The organism is Pueribacillus theae (assembly GCF_003097615.1).
Lineage (GTDB): Bacteria > Bacillota > Bacilli > Bacillales > UBA6769 > Pueribacillus > Pueribacillus theae.
This window is the reverse complement of the sequence record NZ_QCZG01000029.1, coordinates 12,245-30,889: the sequence shown is the minus strand read 5'-3', so window position 1 is coordinate 30,889 and position 18,645 is coordinate 12,245. Positions and strand designations below refer to the sequence as shown.

The following is an 18,645-nucleotide window of genomic DNA, read 5'->3' as shown; positions in this document are numbered from 1 at the left end:
GCGCAATCCCCTTAATCGATTTTGTATCATTAAAGCAAGCCGCTGTTAAGATTATAGTATATAGTAATAGATAATACACTGAAAAAGTGCAAACTTTCTTAAATTAACCCTGTTAATAATAGTGATCCAATATTTGCAATTGGTATGTGGGGATGAATGCTTGCTTTGTTGCATTTTGCAGGAAACTCCCATTTCAAAAACGGAAAGTTTTAAGAGGCGGGAGGTTCATTGATGCCAATTAAAAAAGTCATTTTTATAGTATCAGTGTTTCTTTCCATTCTTACAGTCTTTCGTTTTGTATGGCTTAATCTTTATACGACACCAAATCACCCACATGCCAATCAGGGTGTGCTAGATTTACGGAATTGGGAACAAATCTCAGATTCCTCGATTACGCTTGATGGTGAATGGGAATTTTACCCAAATACGCTTCTGATGCAGCGTAATGCGGATCCCCTTTTTCCCGAAAAAGGAAGTGAATTTATTCAAGTTCCGGGGAATTGGGATTTTGCTGACGAGGCATCCAGTACATACGGTTTTGGATCTTACCGTTTGCGGATACTGGTCGATCAGGAAAAAGGTAAAACTTACGGTATTCGCCTTCCAAACATTAGCAGCTCGTCGGAAGTGTATGTTAACAGGGAGCTGATTGCACGGTCGGGGAAACCTGGGAAGAATAGACAACAATATAAACCATTGAACGTTCCTTACACGACATACTTTACATTAGAAGAGGCGGGTGAAATCGAACTCGTTATTCAGGTTGCAAACTATGATAATCCTCGTAACGGAGGTATTATACGCTCGTTGAAATTCGGCTTAGCGGATCCCCTTAATAGGGACACTGGATTTGCCATCAATGTAGTTCTTGTCGCATGTATCATTTATATGTTACACGCTTTGTATAGCTTCATAATATTTTTGGTAGGGAACCGGGATAGAAGGTTTCTGTACTTTTCTTTCATGATCGTTTGTGTCGTTCTTGGAACGCTTATTGGGGAACGTTTATTGTTTGCATGGTTTCCTTTTCATTTTGATTGGAGTATAAAGGTTACTAATCTTGCATTGATCGCCGGGGGCTATTTTTTGCTGCAGTTTATCAAACAACAGTTACCTGACTTTTTGCGTGCCAAATTGGTAATCCCTTATGTCACTGTGTGCGGCATATCTGCGTTAGTGACGTTATTTTTGCCCGCCTCGTACAATTTGGTTTTAACACAATTTTACAGCATTGTTGTGCTCATTCCTTGCATATTAACAATATCGGTGATGTACCGTTCGGCAACATGGATCGATAAGAGTAACATCCTTTTGCTGCTGGCCGTGATTTCTGCAGTTTATAGCTTTATTTGGCTGCTAATCATTAATGTTCTAAAAATTGAAATGATTTCTTATCCGTTTGACCTTATGATTGCGATGATTTGTTTTGCTACGTATTGGTTCAAACGATATTTCAGCACATTGGCTGATTCTCAAACAATGACCATTCAGCTACAGGAAGCCGACAAGCGAAAAGACGACTTTTTAGTTACTGTTGCCCATGAGATGCGAAATCCACTTCATGGTATTTTAAACATTTCACAAGCGGTTGTGGAAAGGGAGAAAGGTACGATCAGGAAGAAAAGCGTACAAGATTTGGAATTGCTGATTACCGTAGGCCGCCGCATGTCGTTATTGTTAAATGACTTGCTTGAACTAGAAAGGTTTAAGGAAAACCGTATTGCCATACACCCTAAAGGCGTATCTGTTCATAGTGTTGCAGAAGCCGTTATGGATATGCTCCGATTTATGGCCCACGGGAAGACAATACAACTGGTTAATCGGATTCCAAGCAACTTTCCGGATGTCTTCGCCGATGAAAATAGACTGAATCAGATTTTATTTAACCTTCTTTACAACGCGGTAAAATATTCGCATGACGGCGAGGTGTCTGTCAGTGCTTATGTTCAGGAAGGCTGGGCTAGAATTTCGATTGCTGATAATGGAGTCGGTATAGATGAGGAATTTCTGGACAAAGTTTTTGAGCCGTATGAACAAGCTTCCCGTGGTGCTATACTGAATGACAGCGGAATCGGGCTAGGCCTTAGCATTTGCAAGCAACTGGTTGAATTGCATGGTGGTATACTGGAAGTGAGCTCGACACTGAATCAAGGATCGGTTTTTACGTTCACGCTCAGGTTATCCACTCCCTCCACTCAACAAAGGGACGTAACGAGTGCACCGACAGAAGCGGGAAATGAGCAAAGCGCCTCTGCGGCCGAAGCTTTTGATGGGAGCCGTGATGTAGCGGATGAAAATAGTACATCCCGATCAATCCGGATATTAGCCGTTGATGATGATCCTGTGAATTTAAAAGTGCTAGAAAGTACTTTTTCAATGGCGCCTTACGAAATTTTTACAGCTACCAATGGTCAAGACGCGCTGTCAATGCTAGACAGATACAAATGGGATATCATCATTGCTGATGTAATGATGCCGAATATGTCCGGTTATGAATTGACTTCGCATATCCGAGCCCAGTATTCCATTACAGAACTTCCCGTGTTGCTTTTGACCGCATACAACCGGAACGAGGACATAGAAGCTGGATTTCGAGCGGGCGCTAATGATTATGTAACTAAGCCGATGAATGCGGTGGAACTCAAATCAAGGGTTCAATCGCTAACTAAATTGAGAAGGTCAGTTAGTGAAAGGCTACGCATGGAAGCGGCATGGCTGCAAGCGCAAATCAAACCTCATTTTATTATAAATACGTTTAATTCAATAGCTGCACTCGGCAGAATTGATTTGGATCGAATGGATGCACTGATCGAGGAGCTATCTAATTACATTCGGCTTAGTATCGATTTTCAAAATTCCGATGGGGTTGCCCCGCTGAATGACGAGCTGCAGCTCGTCCGTTCTTACCTATTTATTTTAAAGGAACGTTTTGGTGATAGACTGCACGTAGTCTGGGATGTGGACGACTACATTCAATCAGACATTCCCCCACTAACGATTCAGCCTCTCGTGGAAAATGCGATTGATCACGGTATACTGAAGCGTGCGAAAGGAGGAGAAGTCCGCATCCGCCTTAAAGATGAAGGGCAATTTATTGAGGTATCTATAATGGATAACGGTGAAGGAATGGATGAAGAGAGGCTCAAACAACTATTGGACAGAAAATCAGGAAAGCGATCGGGAATTGGTTTGCTCAACATCGACCGGCGATTAAAACAACTTTATGGCAAAGGCCTTGAAATCAAAAGTAAATTGGGCGAGGGAACGACAATCTCATTTAAAATACCAAAAATGCTGAATTGATTAACCGAAGCGCTTGACTTCTTTTTTCAATTGGGAACATTGGCTGTCAAATGGGAATGTGATACAGACAAATTTTTGGATTCAGAAGGGGACATGGCGTTCCCATCGCAGCTCCCCTGATATAAGCAATTTAATAAGGAATAAACTTTCCGAATATTATTGAAACCGAATTTTTAATCGATTATATTTAAATATAGAAAGAAAATTTGAGGTTCGCCAATTGGTGATTCAATGGCAAGCACCATTTATGAGGAGGAAAATAAGTGGCAAGATTCAAAAACGCAAAGGCAGTAGTAACTGGAGCAGGAAGTGGAATTGGCGAATCCACTGTCAAAAGGTTGGCATCTGAGGGAGCATCGATCATTATTTGCGGCAGAACCGAATCGAAACTGGAAAGAGTTGCTGCTGAAATTAATGAAAAAGAAGGTGAAGGAAAAGTATTCCCGTTCGTTTGTGATGTTACTTCGAAGGATGATGTTGATCGTTTAGCTCAGCATGTTGAAAAGAAGTTTGGAGATTTGACGGTCTTGATCAATAGTGCCGGTGGTTTAGTGTACTCGACGATTCAGGAGACAACTTTTGAGAAATGGGAAGAAGTGCTAAAGCTTAACTTAAACAGTGTGTTTTATGTATCAAAGGTACTTGGAAAGCTGATGATCGATGGGGCTCAAAAAAATGGCCAAGAAAATATAAACCGTGCCATCGTTAACGTATCCTCTTTATCAGGGCATAGGTCAGCAACTAACTTTCCGCATTACAGTGCAGCAAAGGCCGGAGTCATTAACATGACGGCTGCATTAGCTAATGAATATTCACGCTATGGCATTCGAGTGAACTCGGTTTCTCCTGGTTTTGTGGACACACCATTAATAGAGGAATCTGTAAAAAATGATCGTTTCCAAAAATTTATTCAGAAAAAAACGGCTCTTGGAAGGGTTGGACACCCTGATGAAATTGCGAATGTCATTGCTTTTGTAGCTTCACCGGAAGCTTCTTATGTAACAGGGACAGATTTCCTTGTTGATGGCGGGTATTTGATTACATGATCATAGTCCAATAACCAAATGGTATCGAACAGTAAGCCAGTAAGTTACTCTGACAGAAGAGGGGCGGGTGTTAAATGAAGTCAATCGAAGAGTTGTTTTCATTAAAAGGAAAAAACGCACTCATAACCGGAGGAAGTCGCGGGTTGGGCAAGGAAATGGCATTGGCATTTGCGAAAGCGGGTGCTGATGTCATCATTGTCAGCCGAAAGAGAGAGGCTTGTGAAGCAGTTGCAAATGAGATTGAAGCTTTAGGCCGCCGGGCTTATCCGTATGCATGCCATGTTGGCAGATGGGAGGAAGTCAACCAGCTTGTTGAAAATGTATATAACGAGTTTGGAAAAATTGACATTCTTGTCAATAATGCAGGAAGTTCACCGCTCTATGACTCACTGGTCGATGTGAACGAAAAAATGTGGGACAGTGTACTTGGCCTCAATTTGAAAGGGCCATTTCGACTCTCGGTGCTTGTTGGAGACAAAATGTCAAAAGGAGACGGCGGTTCGATAATCAATGTTTCGAGCATCGCGGCGACTCATCCTGCTCCGATTGAAGTTCCATATGCTGCTGCAAAAGCCGGGTTGAACAATTTGACAAAGGCACTCGCAGAAGCTTATGCGCCAAAAGTAAGAGTGAATTGCATTATGCCCGGGCCGTTTTTAACGGATATTTCCAAAGCCTGGGGCGATGGCTTTAAAGAAAAATTCAAAAATAGTTTATTTCTTGGACGTGCAGGGGAACCGGAAGAGATTGTCGGGATTGCTCTTTATCTAGCTTCAGATGCTTCAAGCTATATGACTGGAGCAATTATTCCATTAGATGGAGGAAGAAAATAATCATAAATAAATCAATGCGGCAATTTCAGCCATCCTGGCTGTTTTCAGAATAAAATTAAGGAGGTTTTTAATAATGACCAGCTCTTCTTTACATTTATCTAGACAGCTTCTCGTTGGTGAAATTTTAAAGCGCACGGTCCATAAGACACCGGAAATGGAAGCCTATATTTTTGAGGATGAGAGAGTCACTTATGAAAAAATGGATCATAGGGCTTCGCATTTGGCAGGATGGCTCCAGATGCAAGGAATCGGCCGCGATGACAAGGTTGCCTTCATGATGAAAAATTCGATTGAATTTATAGAAATTGTCTTTGGGATTGCATTGTCTGGTGGTGTTGGCGTACCGGTGAATTTTCGGCTGCAAAGAGAAGAAGTCAGATATATTGTAGAGAACTCAGATTCTAAATTGCTGTTTATTGATGAAGAGTATGAAGAAATGATTCTTTCAATTAGGGACAAATTGCCTAAGCTGGAACAAATCATTGTTGTTGGCACAGAGCAGCTTCACCAAGAATTTGTAAACTATGAGTCTATCTATGAGACGGCAGCAGCATATCACCCTTGCGAGAGCTTGGTTGATGAGGACGCAGCTTTTATAGTATACACTTCAGGCACAACCGGCCGGCCAAAAGGAGCCGTTTTAACACACAAAAATATTTGTTTGAACCTGCAAAATATCATGTTTGAAGGAAAAACAGACTTATACCAAAAGCAATTAATTTGTGTGCCATTATTTCATATTGCAGGTCTTAATCTTATTATCATGTCGTGCCTGGCTAACGGTACAACCGTTCTGTTGCGGGAATTTAATCCGGTAAAATTGCTCGAGTCTGTTGAAAAAGAACAAGTCAATTCATTTTTCCTCGTTCCGGCTATGTGGAATTTCCTTTTCCAAGTTCCTAATTTTAATAAGTATGATCTGTCTTCTGTTACCACTTGTTCGACAGGTGCTGCAATTACTCCATTGGAACTAAAAAAGCGAATATTAAAGAGCTTTCCGAATGCGAAACTGAGTGACACTTTTGGCCAAACGGAAACAACAGCTTCTACTACTTATTTAAAAGGAGAAGACACATTAAGAAAAACCACTTCAGTCGGAAAATCCATGATCAATGTTGAAACGAGAATTGTAGACGAAAATATGAATGACGTCAGCGTCGGGGAAGTCGGTGAGATTGTTTACCGCGGTCCAACGGTAATGAAAGAATACTATAAAAACCCTGAAGCGACAGAAGAAGCATTCAAAGGCGGATGGTTTCACAGCGGAGATTTAGTTAAAAGGGATGAAGAAGGTTTTATTTATGTCGTTGATCGGAAGAAAAACATGATTATTAGCGGCGGTGAAAATATTTACCCTGCGGAGATTGAAGAAGTGCTTTATCAATTGCCAGAAATTTTAGAATGTGCAGTCATTGGAGTTCCTGATAAAGACTGGGGTGAGAGTGTTAAAGCTGTCGTTGTATTGAAACCAGATAAAAGATTAACAGCGGAACAAATTATTGAGTATTGCCAGCAAAATCTAGCATCCTATAAAAAGCCAAAATATGTTGAATTTATAGATGAGCTGCCCCGCAACGCTTCCGGTAAAGTTTTAAAGTATGTGCTTCAAAAAGAAGCAAGAGAAGCACTTGATACAGAAAAGTTGTAAACGCTTACCTTGGAGAGATGTAATATTGAAAAAATAGCTTGGTCAGCGTGATCCGATCAGCAAAATCCATGGAAAATTCTTTTAAAAACTTATCGGGGTGATGCAAATGAACTATAAAGAACTTGTAGAGAACTTTTCTTGGGAAAATGTGTACAGCTTCTTTAATTGGAGTCCTGGCGAACCTATAAACATGGCTAATATGGTTTGCGACCGCTGGGCAGACGATCCGAATCGGATCGCCATTCATTGGGAAGATCGGGAAGGAGCTACTCAAACCTGGACGTATAAACAGCTTAAAGATAAATCAAATCAAATGGCTCATGTGCTCAAGTCTCTCGGCATTAAAAAAGGGGATCGGGTGGCAGGCCTGCTAGGGAAAGACATGGAGCTCATTATAGGTGTTTTAGCGACATGGAAGATAGGGGCCGTTTATGTTCCATTATTTACAGCTTTTGCACGTGATGCGATTATGCATCGTGTAAACGAGGCTGGCATTAGCCTTTTACTGACAAATCAAGAACAGGCAAGCAAGCTTGATGATGAGAGTGCCACCTTTCAAACTCTTTTGACCGACGGTTTAACGAGCAGCGGAGAGACATTTTGGGAGTTTGTGGATTCATTCCCCGCAGATTTTATTCTTGAGCCAACAGGTGAAAAGGATCCAAGCGTGATTCAATTTACTTCCGGAACGACCGGGCTCCCTAAAGGCGCGGCAAGCGGGCACAAAAGCATTGTCACTCTCTATCCCTATATGAAATACGCCCTCGACATTGAAGAAGATGATATATTTTTTGGCGGCGCTGATATGGGTTGGTCTTATGGATTAATGGCTTGTGTTTTCGCGCCATTGAGCCTTGGTGTATCGATCGTCGTTTACAAAGGGCCTTTTGAAGTAGAAAAGGTTTACGAATTATTGGAAAAATATAAAGTGACAAATTTTACGTATGCCCCGACTGCATACAGAATGATGATGGCAGCAGGCTCGGATCTTCTAAAGAAATATGATCTGAAAGTAAAGAAATTCAGCAGTGCCGGCGAACCGTTAAACGGTGAGGTCGTTCGTTTTTTTGAAAAGAATTTTGGAAGAGCCATTTATGATCATTACGGGGCGACAGAAGCCGGAATGATCGTAAATAACTACAATTGTACAGATATGAAGATAAAACCAGGTTCCATGGGACTGCCGATACCGAGCTATAAAATAGGGCTTATTGACAGTGAAGGGAACGAAGTAAAGCAGGGGGAAACCGGCCAAATTGCCATCGATATGTCAGACGGCGCTTTCGACTTTATGGGCTATTGGAACAAACCCGAAAAAACTTCAGAAAAAAAACTCGGGAAATGGTTCCTTACAGGTGACCTTGCCCGGCAAGATGAAGAAGGCTACTTCTGGTTCCAAGGAAGGGCGGATGATGTTATCATGAGTGCAGGGTACCGGATTGGACCGACAGAGGTTGAAGATTGCTTAATGGAACATCCTGCAGTGATGGAAACGGCTGTCATCGGGAAGCCTGATGAAACAAAAGGCGAGATTGTAAAAGCCTTTGTTGTATTGAACCATTCCTTTGAGCCGTCTAAGGAATTAAGCCAGGAATTAAGTGAATTTGTAAAGAAAAAATTATCAAAACACCAATATCCTAGAGAAGTAGAGTTTATTGAAAGCCTTCCAAAAACCCAAAGTGGAAAAATTCAGCGTTACCTGCTTAGAAAAAACCGTGTAAAACATTAACATAGGCTTGAATGGAATGTTAATTTTCTTCTAAATATTTGTAAATATTAAATAAATGGTAGAATAGAGACGTAGAAATGAAAAGGAAGAAAGGAGATTTTTAATGGAGAAAATATCGGTCACAAAAAATAACGGCATCGCTACTGTTGTTATCGACAACCCTCCAATGAATGCACTTGGGGATCAAGTTAGAACAGAGCTTTTGGAAGCTTTTAAAGATTTAAAAGCGGATCATGAAGTTGTCGCCATCATTTTAACCGGTGCGGGAGAACGGGCTTTCATGGCAGGCGCAGATATTAAAGAATTTAATGAAAGCGGCAATCCGCACAAAAATAAGCCGGTTGAAGAGGAGAATGTTTTTAATTTTATCGAAAGCATTCCAAAGCCAACGATTGCTTTAATAAACGGCTATGCTCTTGGAGGAGGCCTTGAGCTGGCATTAACGTGCGATATACGCATTGCCGAAGAACATGCCAAATTCGGATTGCCTGAAGTGAAGCTTGGCCTGCTGCCGGGAGGAGGAGGAACGCAAAGGCTTCCAAGAATTGTCGGGCCTTCAAAAGCGAAGGAGCTCATGTTTACCGGAGATCATATTCCGGCAGAAGAAGCGCTTCAATTAAATATGATTAGTAAAGTTGTGCCAAAAGGCGAAGGGATGAAAGCGGCTATTCAACTCGCAGAAAAAGTAGCAAACCATTCCCTGCAAGCATTAAGCCGAATTAAACGCCTCGTTAACGAAGGAAGTGAACTCCCTCTCGATGAAGGATTGGTGATTGAAAGGCAATTATTTTCGGAGCTTTTTGAAACAAAAGACGCAAAAGAAGGGATAAGCGCTTTTGTTGAAAAACGCAAACCGGTATTTACTCACGAATAATTAAAATTACGTAAAGTTCGTGTTCAAAAAGGAGGACAACGAGAGGCAAGGAGGTCGAGGAAGAGCAAGCTGACGTAGAGATTCGCAGCCTATTAACGAAGTTCGATTAAAGGCATCACGTCCTGTGATAACGTCGAACTGACTTACCTCCTGTAAGCCTCCGGACTTTTTGAACATCCTCATTAATAGAAAGAGGTGGAGTGCATGTCAGACCTATTAAAGGTCCAGAAAGAAAATGGCATTGCCTATTTAACGATGAACCGGCCTGACAAGCTAAATGCGCTTTCGAAAGAGCTTGTCACCTTTTTAATCCGCGCTTTAAAGGATGCGGAAGCGGATGAAGAAATAAGGGCAATTATTTTGTCAGGTGAAGGAAAATCATTTTGTTCGGGCGGCGATATCGGAAATATGGGAGGGAAAATGGGCCCGGCCCAAACTTTGTCTTCCATAAAAGAAACCTCCGCTTTAACAAAAACAATTGTAGACTTGGATAAATATGTCGTTAGTGCGGTCCGCGGCTATGCAGCAGGGGCAGGCTTCAGCCTTGCGTTAGCATCGGATTTTATCATATCTGATCGCGGCGCAAAATTTGTTTCAAGCTTTAAAAATATTGGGTTAGTTCCTGATTTGGGGTTGATTAAGCTACTGACAGAACGCGTGCCGCTGCCGATTGCTAAAGAATGGATTTCTTCAGGTAAAAATATATCAGCTGAAGAAGCGTATACAAGAGGTGTCATTAATCGAATTGCGGAAACTGATGTTGTAGCGGAAGCCGCTGATTTTGCTCAATTTATTATTGACGGGCCGCCCATTGCCAATCAATTTGTTAAATACCAGACAAATCGTGCGAACGAGCTATCTTTTGAAACGAGCATGATGCAAGAGAATATCATCCAGTCTTTAATGTTTCAAACGAATGATACGAAAGAAGGCGTGACAGCCTTTATGGAAAAGCGTAATCCAAACTTTACTGGAAAGTAAAACTACTTAACTATTTACTGAAAACGAAATGGGCAAATTAATGTAATGAAACGGGATTCCTTGCATATCTATCATAGCGACAAATTTACATGGATAGAAAAGGAATCCCACACTTGGCTAATAGCTATTTAAAGCATGACAAAGGGTGTATAGAAATGGCTTTAGAGACGGATGATTTACAAGCGAAGCTAAGCGACTATATCGCTAAACATATCGTGAAACGGAAGGAAATTGAACTTACTGATTTTTCCCAGCCATCTGGAGGATGGTCTGATGAAACCTTTATGTTTACCATTTGTTGGGAGGAAAACAACCAGAAAAAAACGAAAGATTTTGTTGTCCGTAAAGTGAAAAAGGACGGATTAATGGCGAAAAATAAAAATTTATTTCCTCAATATAAAATGCTGGCCATGTTAAGCGAAAACACTAGCTTGCCAGTGCCAAAGGTTTATTCATATGAAAAAGATGAGAGTGTGTTAAACGGTGAATTTTTTGTCATGGAAAAACTGGAAGGCAAGAGTTATGTTCCTTGGTCAAAAGAAGGGAGGAAATTTTTTGCCGAAGCGGCAAAAAGTAAAAATATTACAGGAGAATTTGTTCGTTATTTGGTTGATTTACATACATTTGATTATAAATCAATAGGATTTGAGCCCTCGGCTAATGAGCCGGATTTCATAACTTATTTAGATGAAAAGATTAAAGACTTGGAAGATCGGTATTTGGCCTATAAGTTTTATGATGATCCGGTGATTACAGATGCCATGGAATGGCTTAAACATAATAAGCCAAACCCTGTTCCGTTATCGATCATCCATAATGATTACCGGACAGGCAACCTCCTTTATAAAGATGACCATATTTCAGGCATTTTGGACTGGGAAGCTGCAGAGATCGGCGATCCGAGAATGGACCTTGCCTATGTTTGCGCAAAGCCCAATCGAATGGATTCGCCTTTAGTCTGTTATTTACTTGAACGGGATCGCTTCCTTTCCTCATATAGAGAACAATCGAATATCGATTTTACGGATGAGGATATTTATTATTATGAGGTGTATCATCAATTCAGATTTTTGCTTATTTCTTTATCTGCAGCTCATGCCTTTGTAAGAGAAATGTCAACAGATTTAAGAATGTCAAGACAGGGCTACCGATTAACATTGATGAAAAATATGCTGGCAGAGCTTTTGGGCTATTGAGGTGATCATTTGTTTGATAAAGAATACACGATTCATCTAGTAAATCAGGTCATTAAAAACGAGATCATTCCGTCTTTAAATAACGGGATGGCCAGAGAGCAGGCGATCGCAATGATCTCTGTTTTGAAAAATGTCAATGCTAATACAAGGCAGAATTTAGATCCGTATAAGGAAGTAATTGATTTATTTGTTAAAGAATTAGATGTTCTATTTGAGCGGGTTTCGCAAGACAATAGCTTACAAGATACAAACTTAAATCGTAAAGTGAAGGAATTTCAAAATCAGCTTAACTCTATTAAAGCGAATCAAGAGATAAAAGAAACATGGGAAGAATTAAATGGGCTTACAAGTAAGTTCATTACATGTCTCTATGAAGACCATAGCCGTACATCTGGTTATATTTCCGCTGTTCGTAAATTAATGAGAAAGCAATTAAATATTGAAATGGCGCTTGTCAGCTAAAAAGTGAACATTCCACATATTATTTTCTGAAATTTTGGAATTTAAAAATAAAATTTGAAGGAGGCTTTATATCATGACAGTCCAATCCTCTCAGTTTCAAATGAGTCCGAGAGTGAAGGAATTAAGGAAAAAAGTTCGCGAATTTATAGATAATGAAGTTATCCCTAACGAGAAGAAAATCGGGAAATACGGGCCTGAAGGTATAGAAATTTTAAGGAACGTACAGCAAAAAGCGAAAGATGAAGGGCTTTGGGCTTTGGGTCTGCCGAAAGAAATTGGAGGCGGCGGGCTCCCTTTCATGGATTATGTGTATATTAATGAGATTATTGGGCGTTCACAAGCAGCGATGGTTGCCTTGGGAACACATACGGCGCAAGATGCTACGATGCTGCATTTATTTGGGACCGAAGAACAAAAAGAAAAATGGCTCTATCCGATGGTAAGAGGGGAAATCAGCCCTTCTGTCGGGCTGACGGAGCCTGAAGTGGCTGGTTCAGATCCGACATTAATTCAATCCACCGCTGTTTTGGACGGGAATGAATGGGTGATCAACGCGCATAAATGGTTTACGACAAACGCTGATAAAGCTGCATTTACAACAATGTTTTGTGTGACTGAACCTGATGCGCCTCCGCATAAAAGGGCTTCCATGATTATCGTGCCTACAGATTCGCCTGGCTATGAAATCGTCAGGATCGTTCCGACAATTGGCGAATTCGGAAACCATCCAGAAATACGGCTGACAAACGTCAGAGTTCCGAAAGAAAACATCATTGGCAACCGCGGAGAAGGGTTCGTCATTGCACAAAAACGGCTGGGCCCCGGAAGAATCTATCATTGCATGCGATGGCTTGGCCAGGCCCAAAGAGCGTTCGATTTAATGTGTGAAAGGGCGCTCAACCGGTATGCGCATGGTTCATTATTAGCAGATAAACAAATGATCCAGAAATACATTGCGGATTCAGCGACAGAAATCCAAGCGGCAAGATTAATGACATTTGAAGCCGCAAAGAAAATCGATGAAGGAAGCGATGCCAGAATCGATATTGCGATGATAAAAGTTTACGGTGCTGAGGTTCTTCACAACGTCATTGACCGGGCAATTCAGGTTCATGGCGCCCTTGGGGTTACGGCAGATACGCCATTAGAAGAAATGTACCGCAATGCGCGTTATGCGCGTATCTATGACGGGCCGGATGAAGTTCATACACAATCAATCGCAAGAAGGATTTTACGAAAGTATAAAGAAGGCAATGCGTGGGATCCAGCGGATTTTTAAAAGATGAGGAGGATCATGATGTCATCTGATATAATCCCTATTCGAAAAGGAGAAGAATTGGATCTTACAAAAATTGAAGCATTTTTAAGATCCCGGTTTCACGATTTGCCTGATGCTCCCTTAACTGCTGAACAGTTCAGTTTTGGAAGATCGAATTTAACCTATCAAATCAAAATCGGTGATTGGGAAGCAGTATTGAGAAGGCCGCCGTTAGGCCCAGTAGCACCTAGGGCGCACGACATGAAACGGGAGTTTACGATTTTGAAAGAACTTCATCCACATTATCATCAAGCGCCAAAGCCCTATGCGTTGGCTGATGAACACGTCATCGGCTCCCCTTTTATCGTTATGGAGAGAAAACGCGGGGTTGTCCTTGAAGACAAATTTCCAGAAGGGGTGGAAGTGACAAAGGAATTATGCCGAAATATTTCTGAAAGTATCGTTGATGGTTTGGTAGCACTCCATGCGGTTGATTATACAAAAACGAAACTAAAAGACATTACTAAACCGGAAGGATTTTTAAAAAGACAGGTTGAAGGTTGGATAAACCGGTACGAAAGGGCAAAAACAGACGATGTTCAAGAGATTGAACAATTAAAAAAATGGATGATGAGTCACATCCCTGTTTCACCAGAACCCACCGTTGTCCACTATGATTTTAAATTAAATAATGTGATGTTCACTCATGAATTAAACGAATTAATTGGCGTATTTGACTGGGAAATGACAACAGTCGGCGATCCGCTGGCTGATTTAGCTACCTCTTTAACCTTCTGGATAGAGAAAAATGATTCCCCTCTTATTAAGAAAGATGAGAATCAAGTGCCGATTACTTCATATGATGGGTTTATGACGAGAGAGGAATTTATGGAGGCTTATTCTAGAAAGAGTGGCAGAGATGTTTCCAATATGAACTTTTATTTAACATTTGCTTTCTTCAAATTAGGTGTTATCAGCCAACAGATTTATTATCGCTGGAAAAAAGGGCAGACGCAGGATGAACGGTTTAAAGGGTTAAACCGTTATGTGAATAATCTTATGCAGTATGCGCAGGAGACTGCGAGGAAAAATATGTATAGCTAAAAAAGCCAATGTCCAGTGGCGTTTAACTTCATTATATAAGATTCCAAATCCACCGAGAAAAAATGGTGGTTATTTTTTTGCGCGTTAGCGAAAGTATAAATTTGCAGCAAAGTAGAAAAGTCGACGTAGCGGCAAATTTTAAGTCCAAAGTATAAGGGCAACTACGCTTCTGTCTTCGCCTTTTAAGGCTCGCCAATCGGCGAGTTTTCTTCATCTTTAAATTATGATTTCCTCAAGCGTGAAACGATAGGATTGACAGATCACACAAATTAAAATTATAGTAAGTCTATCGGAATTACCGAGGAAGAATAGGAGGCATAGCCATGATAGATGTGAGATGGTCAGATAGCGGCTATAACATAATAAATGATTCAAACTTTGAAATGAAAGGAGCGTCCACACCTCGGACAGAAGGATTAACACCAATCGAATTGTTGGAAAGCTCGCTCGGGCTTTGTGTAGCGATTACAATCAACCAAATACTCGTGAGAGACGGGTATGGACAAGCGGAAGTTCAAGTTTCTGTCAAAGCGAAAAAAGCGAAAAGTCCGCCCTCTCGCGTTGAAAAATTTTTGGTGGATATCCGTTTCCCTGAAGGAAATGATTTAAAGGAAGAATATCGGGGGAAATTAATCATGCTAGCGGAAAGAGCCTGTACAATTGGGAACACTTTGCAGCAAGGTGCTGCAATCAATATGAAAGAAACTTTAGGGAGAGTATAAGCATGAATGAAGTCAAAGATGGGCAAGTCTCTAAAGGGCAGTTTGAAGATTATGCAATTGAACAGGTCCCTTTAGAAAAAAGGCGATCGACCCTCAATGTAGCCATTACGAGTTGTGCGTGGATCATCTCGTTATCTACCATCTTCACAGGAGGCGCGCTCGTGAGTGGGTTAAGTTTTTCAAATACGGTATGGGCTGCGGTTTTTGGTATGCTTCTCCTTGGGATATATGGTTATTTTCAAGGCTGGATGGGCGGAAAATACGGAGTTTCCACGACAATGCTTACACGGCATGCCTTCGGCAGGAACGGAGCGAATCTATTTGGAGTTTTGCTTGCCATTACAATGGGAATTGGCTGGTTTGGATGGCAAATTTCGTTCTTTGGCATAACCATTGCAGAAATGTTCCCCGGGAAGTGGTTTGCCATCCCTGAGGTTGCTATGGTTTGGGGTGGGCTTCTTATGATGCTGACAGCATTCATTGGATACAGAGGGCTTGCTACATTAAGCATGATTGCTGTTCCTCTCGTTGTTTTTCTGTCGATTTGGGGATTGCTGAAGGCGGTCAATTATGCTGGAAGCTGGGAAGCGTTATTTACTTCAGAGCCGACTGGTGACCCGATGCCGCTGTTTGCCGGGATTACGATTGTTGTGGGGAATGCTGCATTGGGAGCGGTCGTTTTTCCAGATGTAACCCGCTATGGCAAAAGTGCGTATAGAGGGGCTTTTGGAGCTTCTATCGGATACTTTTTGGGCGGTGTCTTTTGTATTATCGCAGGGGCAGCAATGGCAATCGCGGCACAGGTTCCTGGGCTTGGTTCGACACCAAATATTCCTGCAGCGATGAGTAAAATTGGCCTCGGTTTTTTAGCTTTTCTTATTCTTGTATTTGCCCAATGGACGACGAATGATAACAATCTTTATACTGGATCGCTCGGCATGCGGAATGTCATCCGATTGCCAAAAGCATTTATCGTATGCATTATGGGTGGGCTAGGTCTAGCGATCGCACTGATCGGTTTGCAAGATTATTTCGTCCCTTTCTTAAACTTTTTAGGCACGTATGTCCCGCCGATTGCAGGAGTGATGATTGCAGACCATTGGTTTGTCGCACCGAAAATCCGGAAGAAAGCGTATCAATTTGGGGTAAACACAGTCTATGCGAAGTGGAATATTGCGGCCATCGCCTCGGTTATCCTTGGGGGCTGGATTAGTACGAAATTAACGTTCGGCATCGGAGCGGTTAATTCTACAGTCCTTGCCTTTATTGGCTATATTGTACTCGTATTTGTTTTGGATAAATTAAATATTGCTTATGAAATTGGAGAAAAAAGGGAAGACGAGACTGGTTTCTAAACTAATAATTGGCAGAGAAAGGTTAGATGTAGAATGGCAAAAACGGGAGAATCTTCACAGTGGATTCTTGGTGTTGATGTTGGTGGAACATTTACTGATTTGGTCGCAATGGCTGAATCCGGACAGTTGGTTACAACAAAGACTCCATCTACTCGTGATCAATCTGATGGGGTTGCTAGTGGTATTGCTAAAATTGCTGAAAAAGTTGGCATGGAGGTTTCAGAATTTTTGTCGCGCTGTCCGCTTATTGTCCATGGAACAACCGTAGCGACAAATACGCTGCTTGAATATGACGGCGCAAAAGTAGGGTTACTCACAACTCAAGGTTTTAGGGATGAAATCGAATTTCGCAGAGCCTATAAAGAAAGCGTCTTTTCGGTACGATTGCAAGCCCCGCATCAAATCGTTCCGCGGCGCTATCGCATCGGCATACCTGAGCGCCTCAGCCATACGGGTGAAGTGATCACACCGCTTGATGAAGGAGCGGTCCGACTGGCAGTGCGCAAGCTTGTCGACGAAGGAATTGAAGCGATTGCCGTTTGTTTTTTGTTTAGCTTTGTTAACCCGCAGCATGAACTTCGAGTAAAGGAAATCATTCAGGAAGAAGCGCCACATCTTTTCGTATCTCTTTCGTATGAAGTATTGCCGCAGATTCGAGAATTTGAACGGGTCAGCACGACGGTTGTCAATGCTTATACAGGTCCTGCGCTTCAATCGTATTTAAACCATCTTGAAGCAAGGCTTCGTGAACAAAATTTCAAGGGTGAACTGTTTGTCATGCAGTCAAATGGTGGCGTCCAAAATGTTGTGCAAAGCGGGAGGTTTGCAGCAGGTTGCCTTCTATCAGGGCCGGCTGGCGGGGTAACAGCCGCTTCCTTTATCGGACAGCGTGCCGGCTACCCGAATTTAATTACGATCGATATGGGCGGGACAAGCTACGATGTATCGGTCATTGAGCAGCTTCAGCCAACCGTTACGACAGAGAACTGGATTAGCCGCTACCGTGTTGCACTTCCAATGATGGACATTCATACGATCGGATCAGGTGGAGGGAGCATCGCCTGGATTGACAGCGGCGGGGCACTTCAAGTTGGGCCGAAAAGCGCCGGATCCAATCCAGGGCCGGCATGTTACGGAAGAGGCGGAATGGAACCAACGGTGACTGACGTTAACGTTATGCTGGGCTACATTAATCCAGACAACTTCCTCGGTGGCGAAATGCAGCTTGACCGTTCATTGGCTGAAGAGGCGATTCGAACTCACATTGCAGAACCTTTAGGCATTTCAACAATTGAAGCGGCGCTCGCGATTTCAAGGATTGTGAACAGCAATATGTCAAATGCGATTCAGTATGTGACAACCCAAAGAGGCTTTGATCCGCGGCAATTTGCTTTGCTTGCCGTCGGTGGAGCGGGTGCGTTGCATGCCGGAAAACAGGCAGAGGATCTTCGTATAAACACAGTCATCGTTCCTTCGCTGGCTCCAGTTTTTTCAGCGCTTGGCGATGTGGCGGCCAATTTAAAAGTAACAGAGCTCAGAACACATTTCGAAGAAGTGGAAAAAGTAGATTTAGAAAAAGTGAATGATGATTTTGAAGAAATGGAGAAAATCGCCCGCGAAAAATTAGGCGGCCAAAATGTAACCGAGAAATTTGAAGTCCGCAAATATCTTGATTTGCGCTACAAAGGCGAGGTTCACGAAGTGACAGTGCCTGTCCGCTCCAGAACAAGAAGAATCACTGCACTAAATCTTGAAGCAACCCTTAATGATTTCCATGAGCTTCATGAACGCCTCTACGCCCACAAAGATCCTTCGCAAGAAGTGGAAATTTTAAACCTTCGTATGGATTTAATCGGGGTTCGTGAACAATTGCGCTTTGATGAAGAAGCGTTTGACAAAGAAGATCCAACAAACGCGAAAACAGGCGAGCGTACGATGTATTTTGAGAAAGACCCGGTGCAAGCACCTGTTTATAATGGGGCGCTCTTAAACCCTGGGAATTTAATTGTTGGGCCAGCCGTTATCGAACAATGGGGCACAACCATTGTCGTATATCCCGGCCATGAAGCATTGATTGATGCGTATCGCAACTGTGTCATTGAAGTCCGCCATTCCGTTGGAACTGTGGGGTGAT

At 42.1% G+C, this 18,645-nt stretch carries 14 protein-coding genes; all 14 read left to right on the top strand.

Translation table 11 applies throughout. The features are described 5' to 3' along the window. Window positions 1-231: 231 nt before the first annotated feature. The 14 genes from DCC39_RS13165 to DCC39_RS13100 all read left to right on the top strand — a co-directional run bounded on the left by DCC39_RS13165 (window position 232) and on the right by DCC39_RS13100 (window position 18,644). Window positions 232-3,303, top strand: coding sequence for a hybrid sensor histidine kinase/response regulator (locus DCC39_RS13165; RefSeq protein WP_116555372.1), 3,072 nt, complete (start codon window positions 232-234; stop codon window positions 3,301-3,303). Between the two features lie 263 nt (window positions 3,304-3,566). After that, window positions 3,567-4,349: an SDR family NAD(P)-dependent oxidoreductase gene (locus tag DCC39_RS13160; protein ID WP_116555371.1), complete on the top strand. Its 783-nt coding sequence runs from the start codon at window positions 3,567-3,569 to the stop codon at window positions 4,347-4,349. 74 nt (window positions 4,350-4,423) lie between these two features. Next, window positions 4,424-5,182, top strand: coding sequence for an SDR family NAD(P)-dependent oxidoreductase (locus DCC39_RS13155; RefSeq protein ID WP_116555370.1), 759 nt, complete (start codon window positions 4,424-4,426; stop codon window positions 5,180-5,182). Window positions 5,183-5,255: 73 nt separating this feature from the next. Continuing rightward, window positions 5,256-6,830: an acyl-CoA synthetase gene (locus DCC39_RS13150; protein WP_116555369.1), complete on the top strand. Its 1,575-nt coding sequence runs from the start codon at window positions 5,256-5,258 to the stop codon at window positions 6,828-6,830. 106 nt (window positions 6,831-6,936) lie between these two features. After that, on the top strand, window positions 6,937-8,559 hold the full coding sequence (locus DCC39_RS13145) for an acyl-CoA synthetase (RefSeq protein ID WP_240613645.1): 1,623 nt from the start codon (window positions 6,937-6,939) through the stop codon (window positions 8,557-8,559). 103 nt (window positions 8,560-8,662) lie between these two features. Next, on the top strand, window positions 8,663-9,433 hold the full coding sequence (locus tag DCC39_RS13140) for an enoyl-CoA hydratase/isomerase family protein (RefSeq protein ID WP_116555367.1): 771 nt from the start codon (window positions 8,663-8,665) through the stop codon (window positions 9,431-9,433). A 204-nt stretch (window positions 9,434-9,637) separates the two neighbouring features. After that, window positions 9,638-10,414, top strand: a complete 777-nt coding sequence (locus DCC39_RS13135; RefSeq protein WP_116555366.1) for an enoyl-CoA hydratase/isomerase family protein — start codon at window positions 9,638-9,640, stop codon at window positions 10,412-10,414. Window positions 10,415-10,569: 155 nt separating this feature from the next. Then, window positions 10,570-11,610, top strand: coding sequence for a phosphotransferase family protein (locus DCC39_RS13130; RefSeq protein WP_165820870.1), 1,041 nt, complete (start codon window positions 10,570-10,572; stop codon window positions 11,608-11,610). A gap of 9 nt (window positions 11,611-11,619) precedes the next feature. Beyond that, window positions 11,620-12,072 (top strand): hypothetical protein, encoded by a 453-nt coding sequence (locus DCC39_RS13125; RefSeq protein ID WP_116555364.1) that lies wholly within the window; start codon window positions 11,620-11,622, stop codon window positions 12,070-12,072. A 73-nt stretch (window positions 12,073-12,145) separates the two neighbouring features. Then, entirely contained in the window at window positions 12,146-13,351 is a 1,206-nt protein-coding gene (locus DCC39_RS13120) for an acyl-CoA dehydrogenase family protein (protein WP_116555363.1), read from the top strand. Between the two features lie 18 nt (window positions 13,352-13,369). Beyond that, window positions 13,370-14,434 carry a phosphotransferase family protein gene (locus DCC39_RS13115; protein ID WP_116555362.1) on the top strand — a complete coding sequence of 355 codons (1,065 nt, stop codon included), beginning with the start codon at window positions 13,370-13,372 and terminating at the stop codon, window positions 14,432-14,434. 323 nt (window positions 14,435-14,757) lie between these two features. After that, window positions 14,758-15,156, top strand: coding sequence for an OsmC family protein (locus DCC39_RS13110; RefSeq protein WP_116555361.1), 399 nt, complete (start codon window positions 14,758-14,760; stop codon window positions 15,154-15,156). A 2-nt stretch (window positions 15,157-15,158) separates the two neighbouring features. Next, window positions 15,159-16,511 carry a purine-cytosine permease family protein gene (locus DCC39_RS13105; RefSeq protein WP_116555360.1) on the top strand — a complete coding sequence of 451 codons (1,353 nt, stop codon included), beginning with the start codon at window positions 15,159-15,161 and terminating at the stop codon, window positions 16,509-16,511. Between the two features lie 33 nt (window positions 16,512-16,544). Continuing rightward, on the top strand, window positions 16,545-18,644 hold the full coding sequence (locus tag DCC39_RS13100) for a hydantoinase/oxoprolinase family protein (protein ID WP_116555359.1): 2,100 nt from the start codon (window positions 16,545-16,547) through the stop codon (window positions 18,642-18,644). Window position 18,645: the final 1 nt, after the last annotated feature.

Excerpts from the sequence above, each read along its gene's own strand:
- DCC39_RS13155 (WP_116555370.1), top strand. The coding sequence starts at position 4,424 with ATGAAGTCAATCGAAGAGTTGTTTTCATTAAAAGGAAAAAACGCACTC.
- DCC39_RS13130 (WP_165820870.1), top strand. The coding sequence starts at position 10,570 with ATGGCTTTAGAGACGGATGATTTACAAGCGAAGCTAAGCGACTATATC.
- DCC39_RS13150 (WP_116555369.1), top strand. The coding sequence starts at position 5,256 with ATGACCAGCTCTTCTTTACATTTATCTAGACAGCTTCTCGTTGGTGAA.
- DCC39_RS13105 (WP_116555360.1), top strand. The coding sequence starts at position 15,159 with ATGAATGAAGTCAAAGATGGGCAAGTCTCTAAAGGGCAGTTTGAAGAT.
- DCC39_RS13140 (WP_116555367.1), top strand. The coding sequence starts at position 8,663 with ATGGAGAAAATATCGGTCACAAAAAATAACGGCATCGCTACTGTTGTT.
- DCC39_RS13100 (WP_116555359.1), top strand. The coding sequence starts at position 16,545 with ATGGCAAAAACGGGAGAATCTTCACAGTGGATTCTTGGTGTTGATGTT.
- DCC39_RS13135 (WP_116555366.1), top strand. The coding sequence starts at position 9,638 with ATGTCAGACCTATTAAAGGTCCAGAAAGAAAATGGCATTGCCTATTTA.
- DCC39_RS13165 (WP_116555372.1), top strand. The coding sequence starts at position 232 with ATGCCAATTAAAAAAGTCATTTTTATAGTATCAGTGTTTCTTTCCATT.
- DCC39_RS13120 (WP_116555363.1), top strand. The coding sequence starts at position 12,146 with ATGACAGTCCAATCCTCTCAGTTTCAAATGAGTCCGAGAGTGAAGGAA.
- DCC39_RS13110 (WP_116555361.1), top strand. The coding sequence starts at position 14,758 with ATGATAGATGTGAGATGGTCAGATAGCGGCTATAACATAATAAATGAT.
- DCC39_RS13115 (WP_116555362.1), top strand. The coding sequence starts at position 13,370 with ATGTCATCTGATATAATCCCTATTCGAAAAGGAGAAGAATTGGATCTT.
- DCC39_RS13145 (WP_240613645.1), top strand. The coding sequence starts at position 6,937 with ATGAACTATAAAGAACTTGTAGAGAACTTTTCTTGGGAAAATGTGTAC.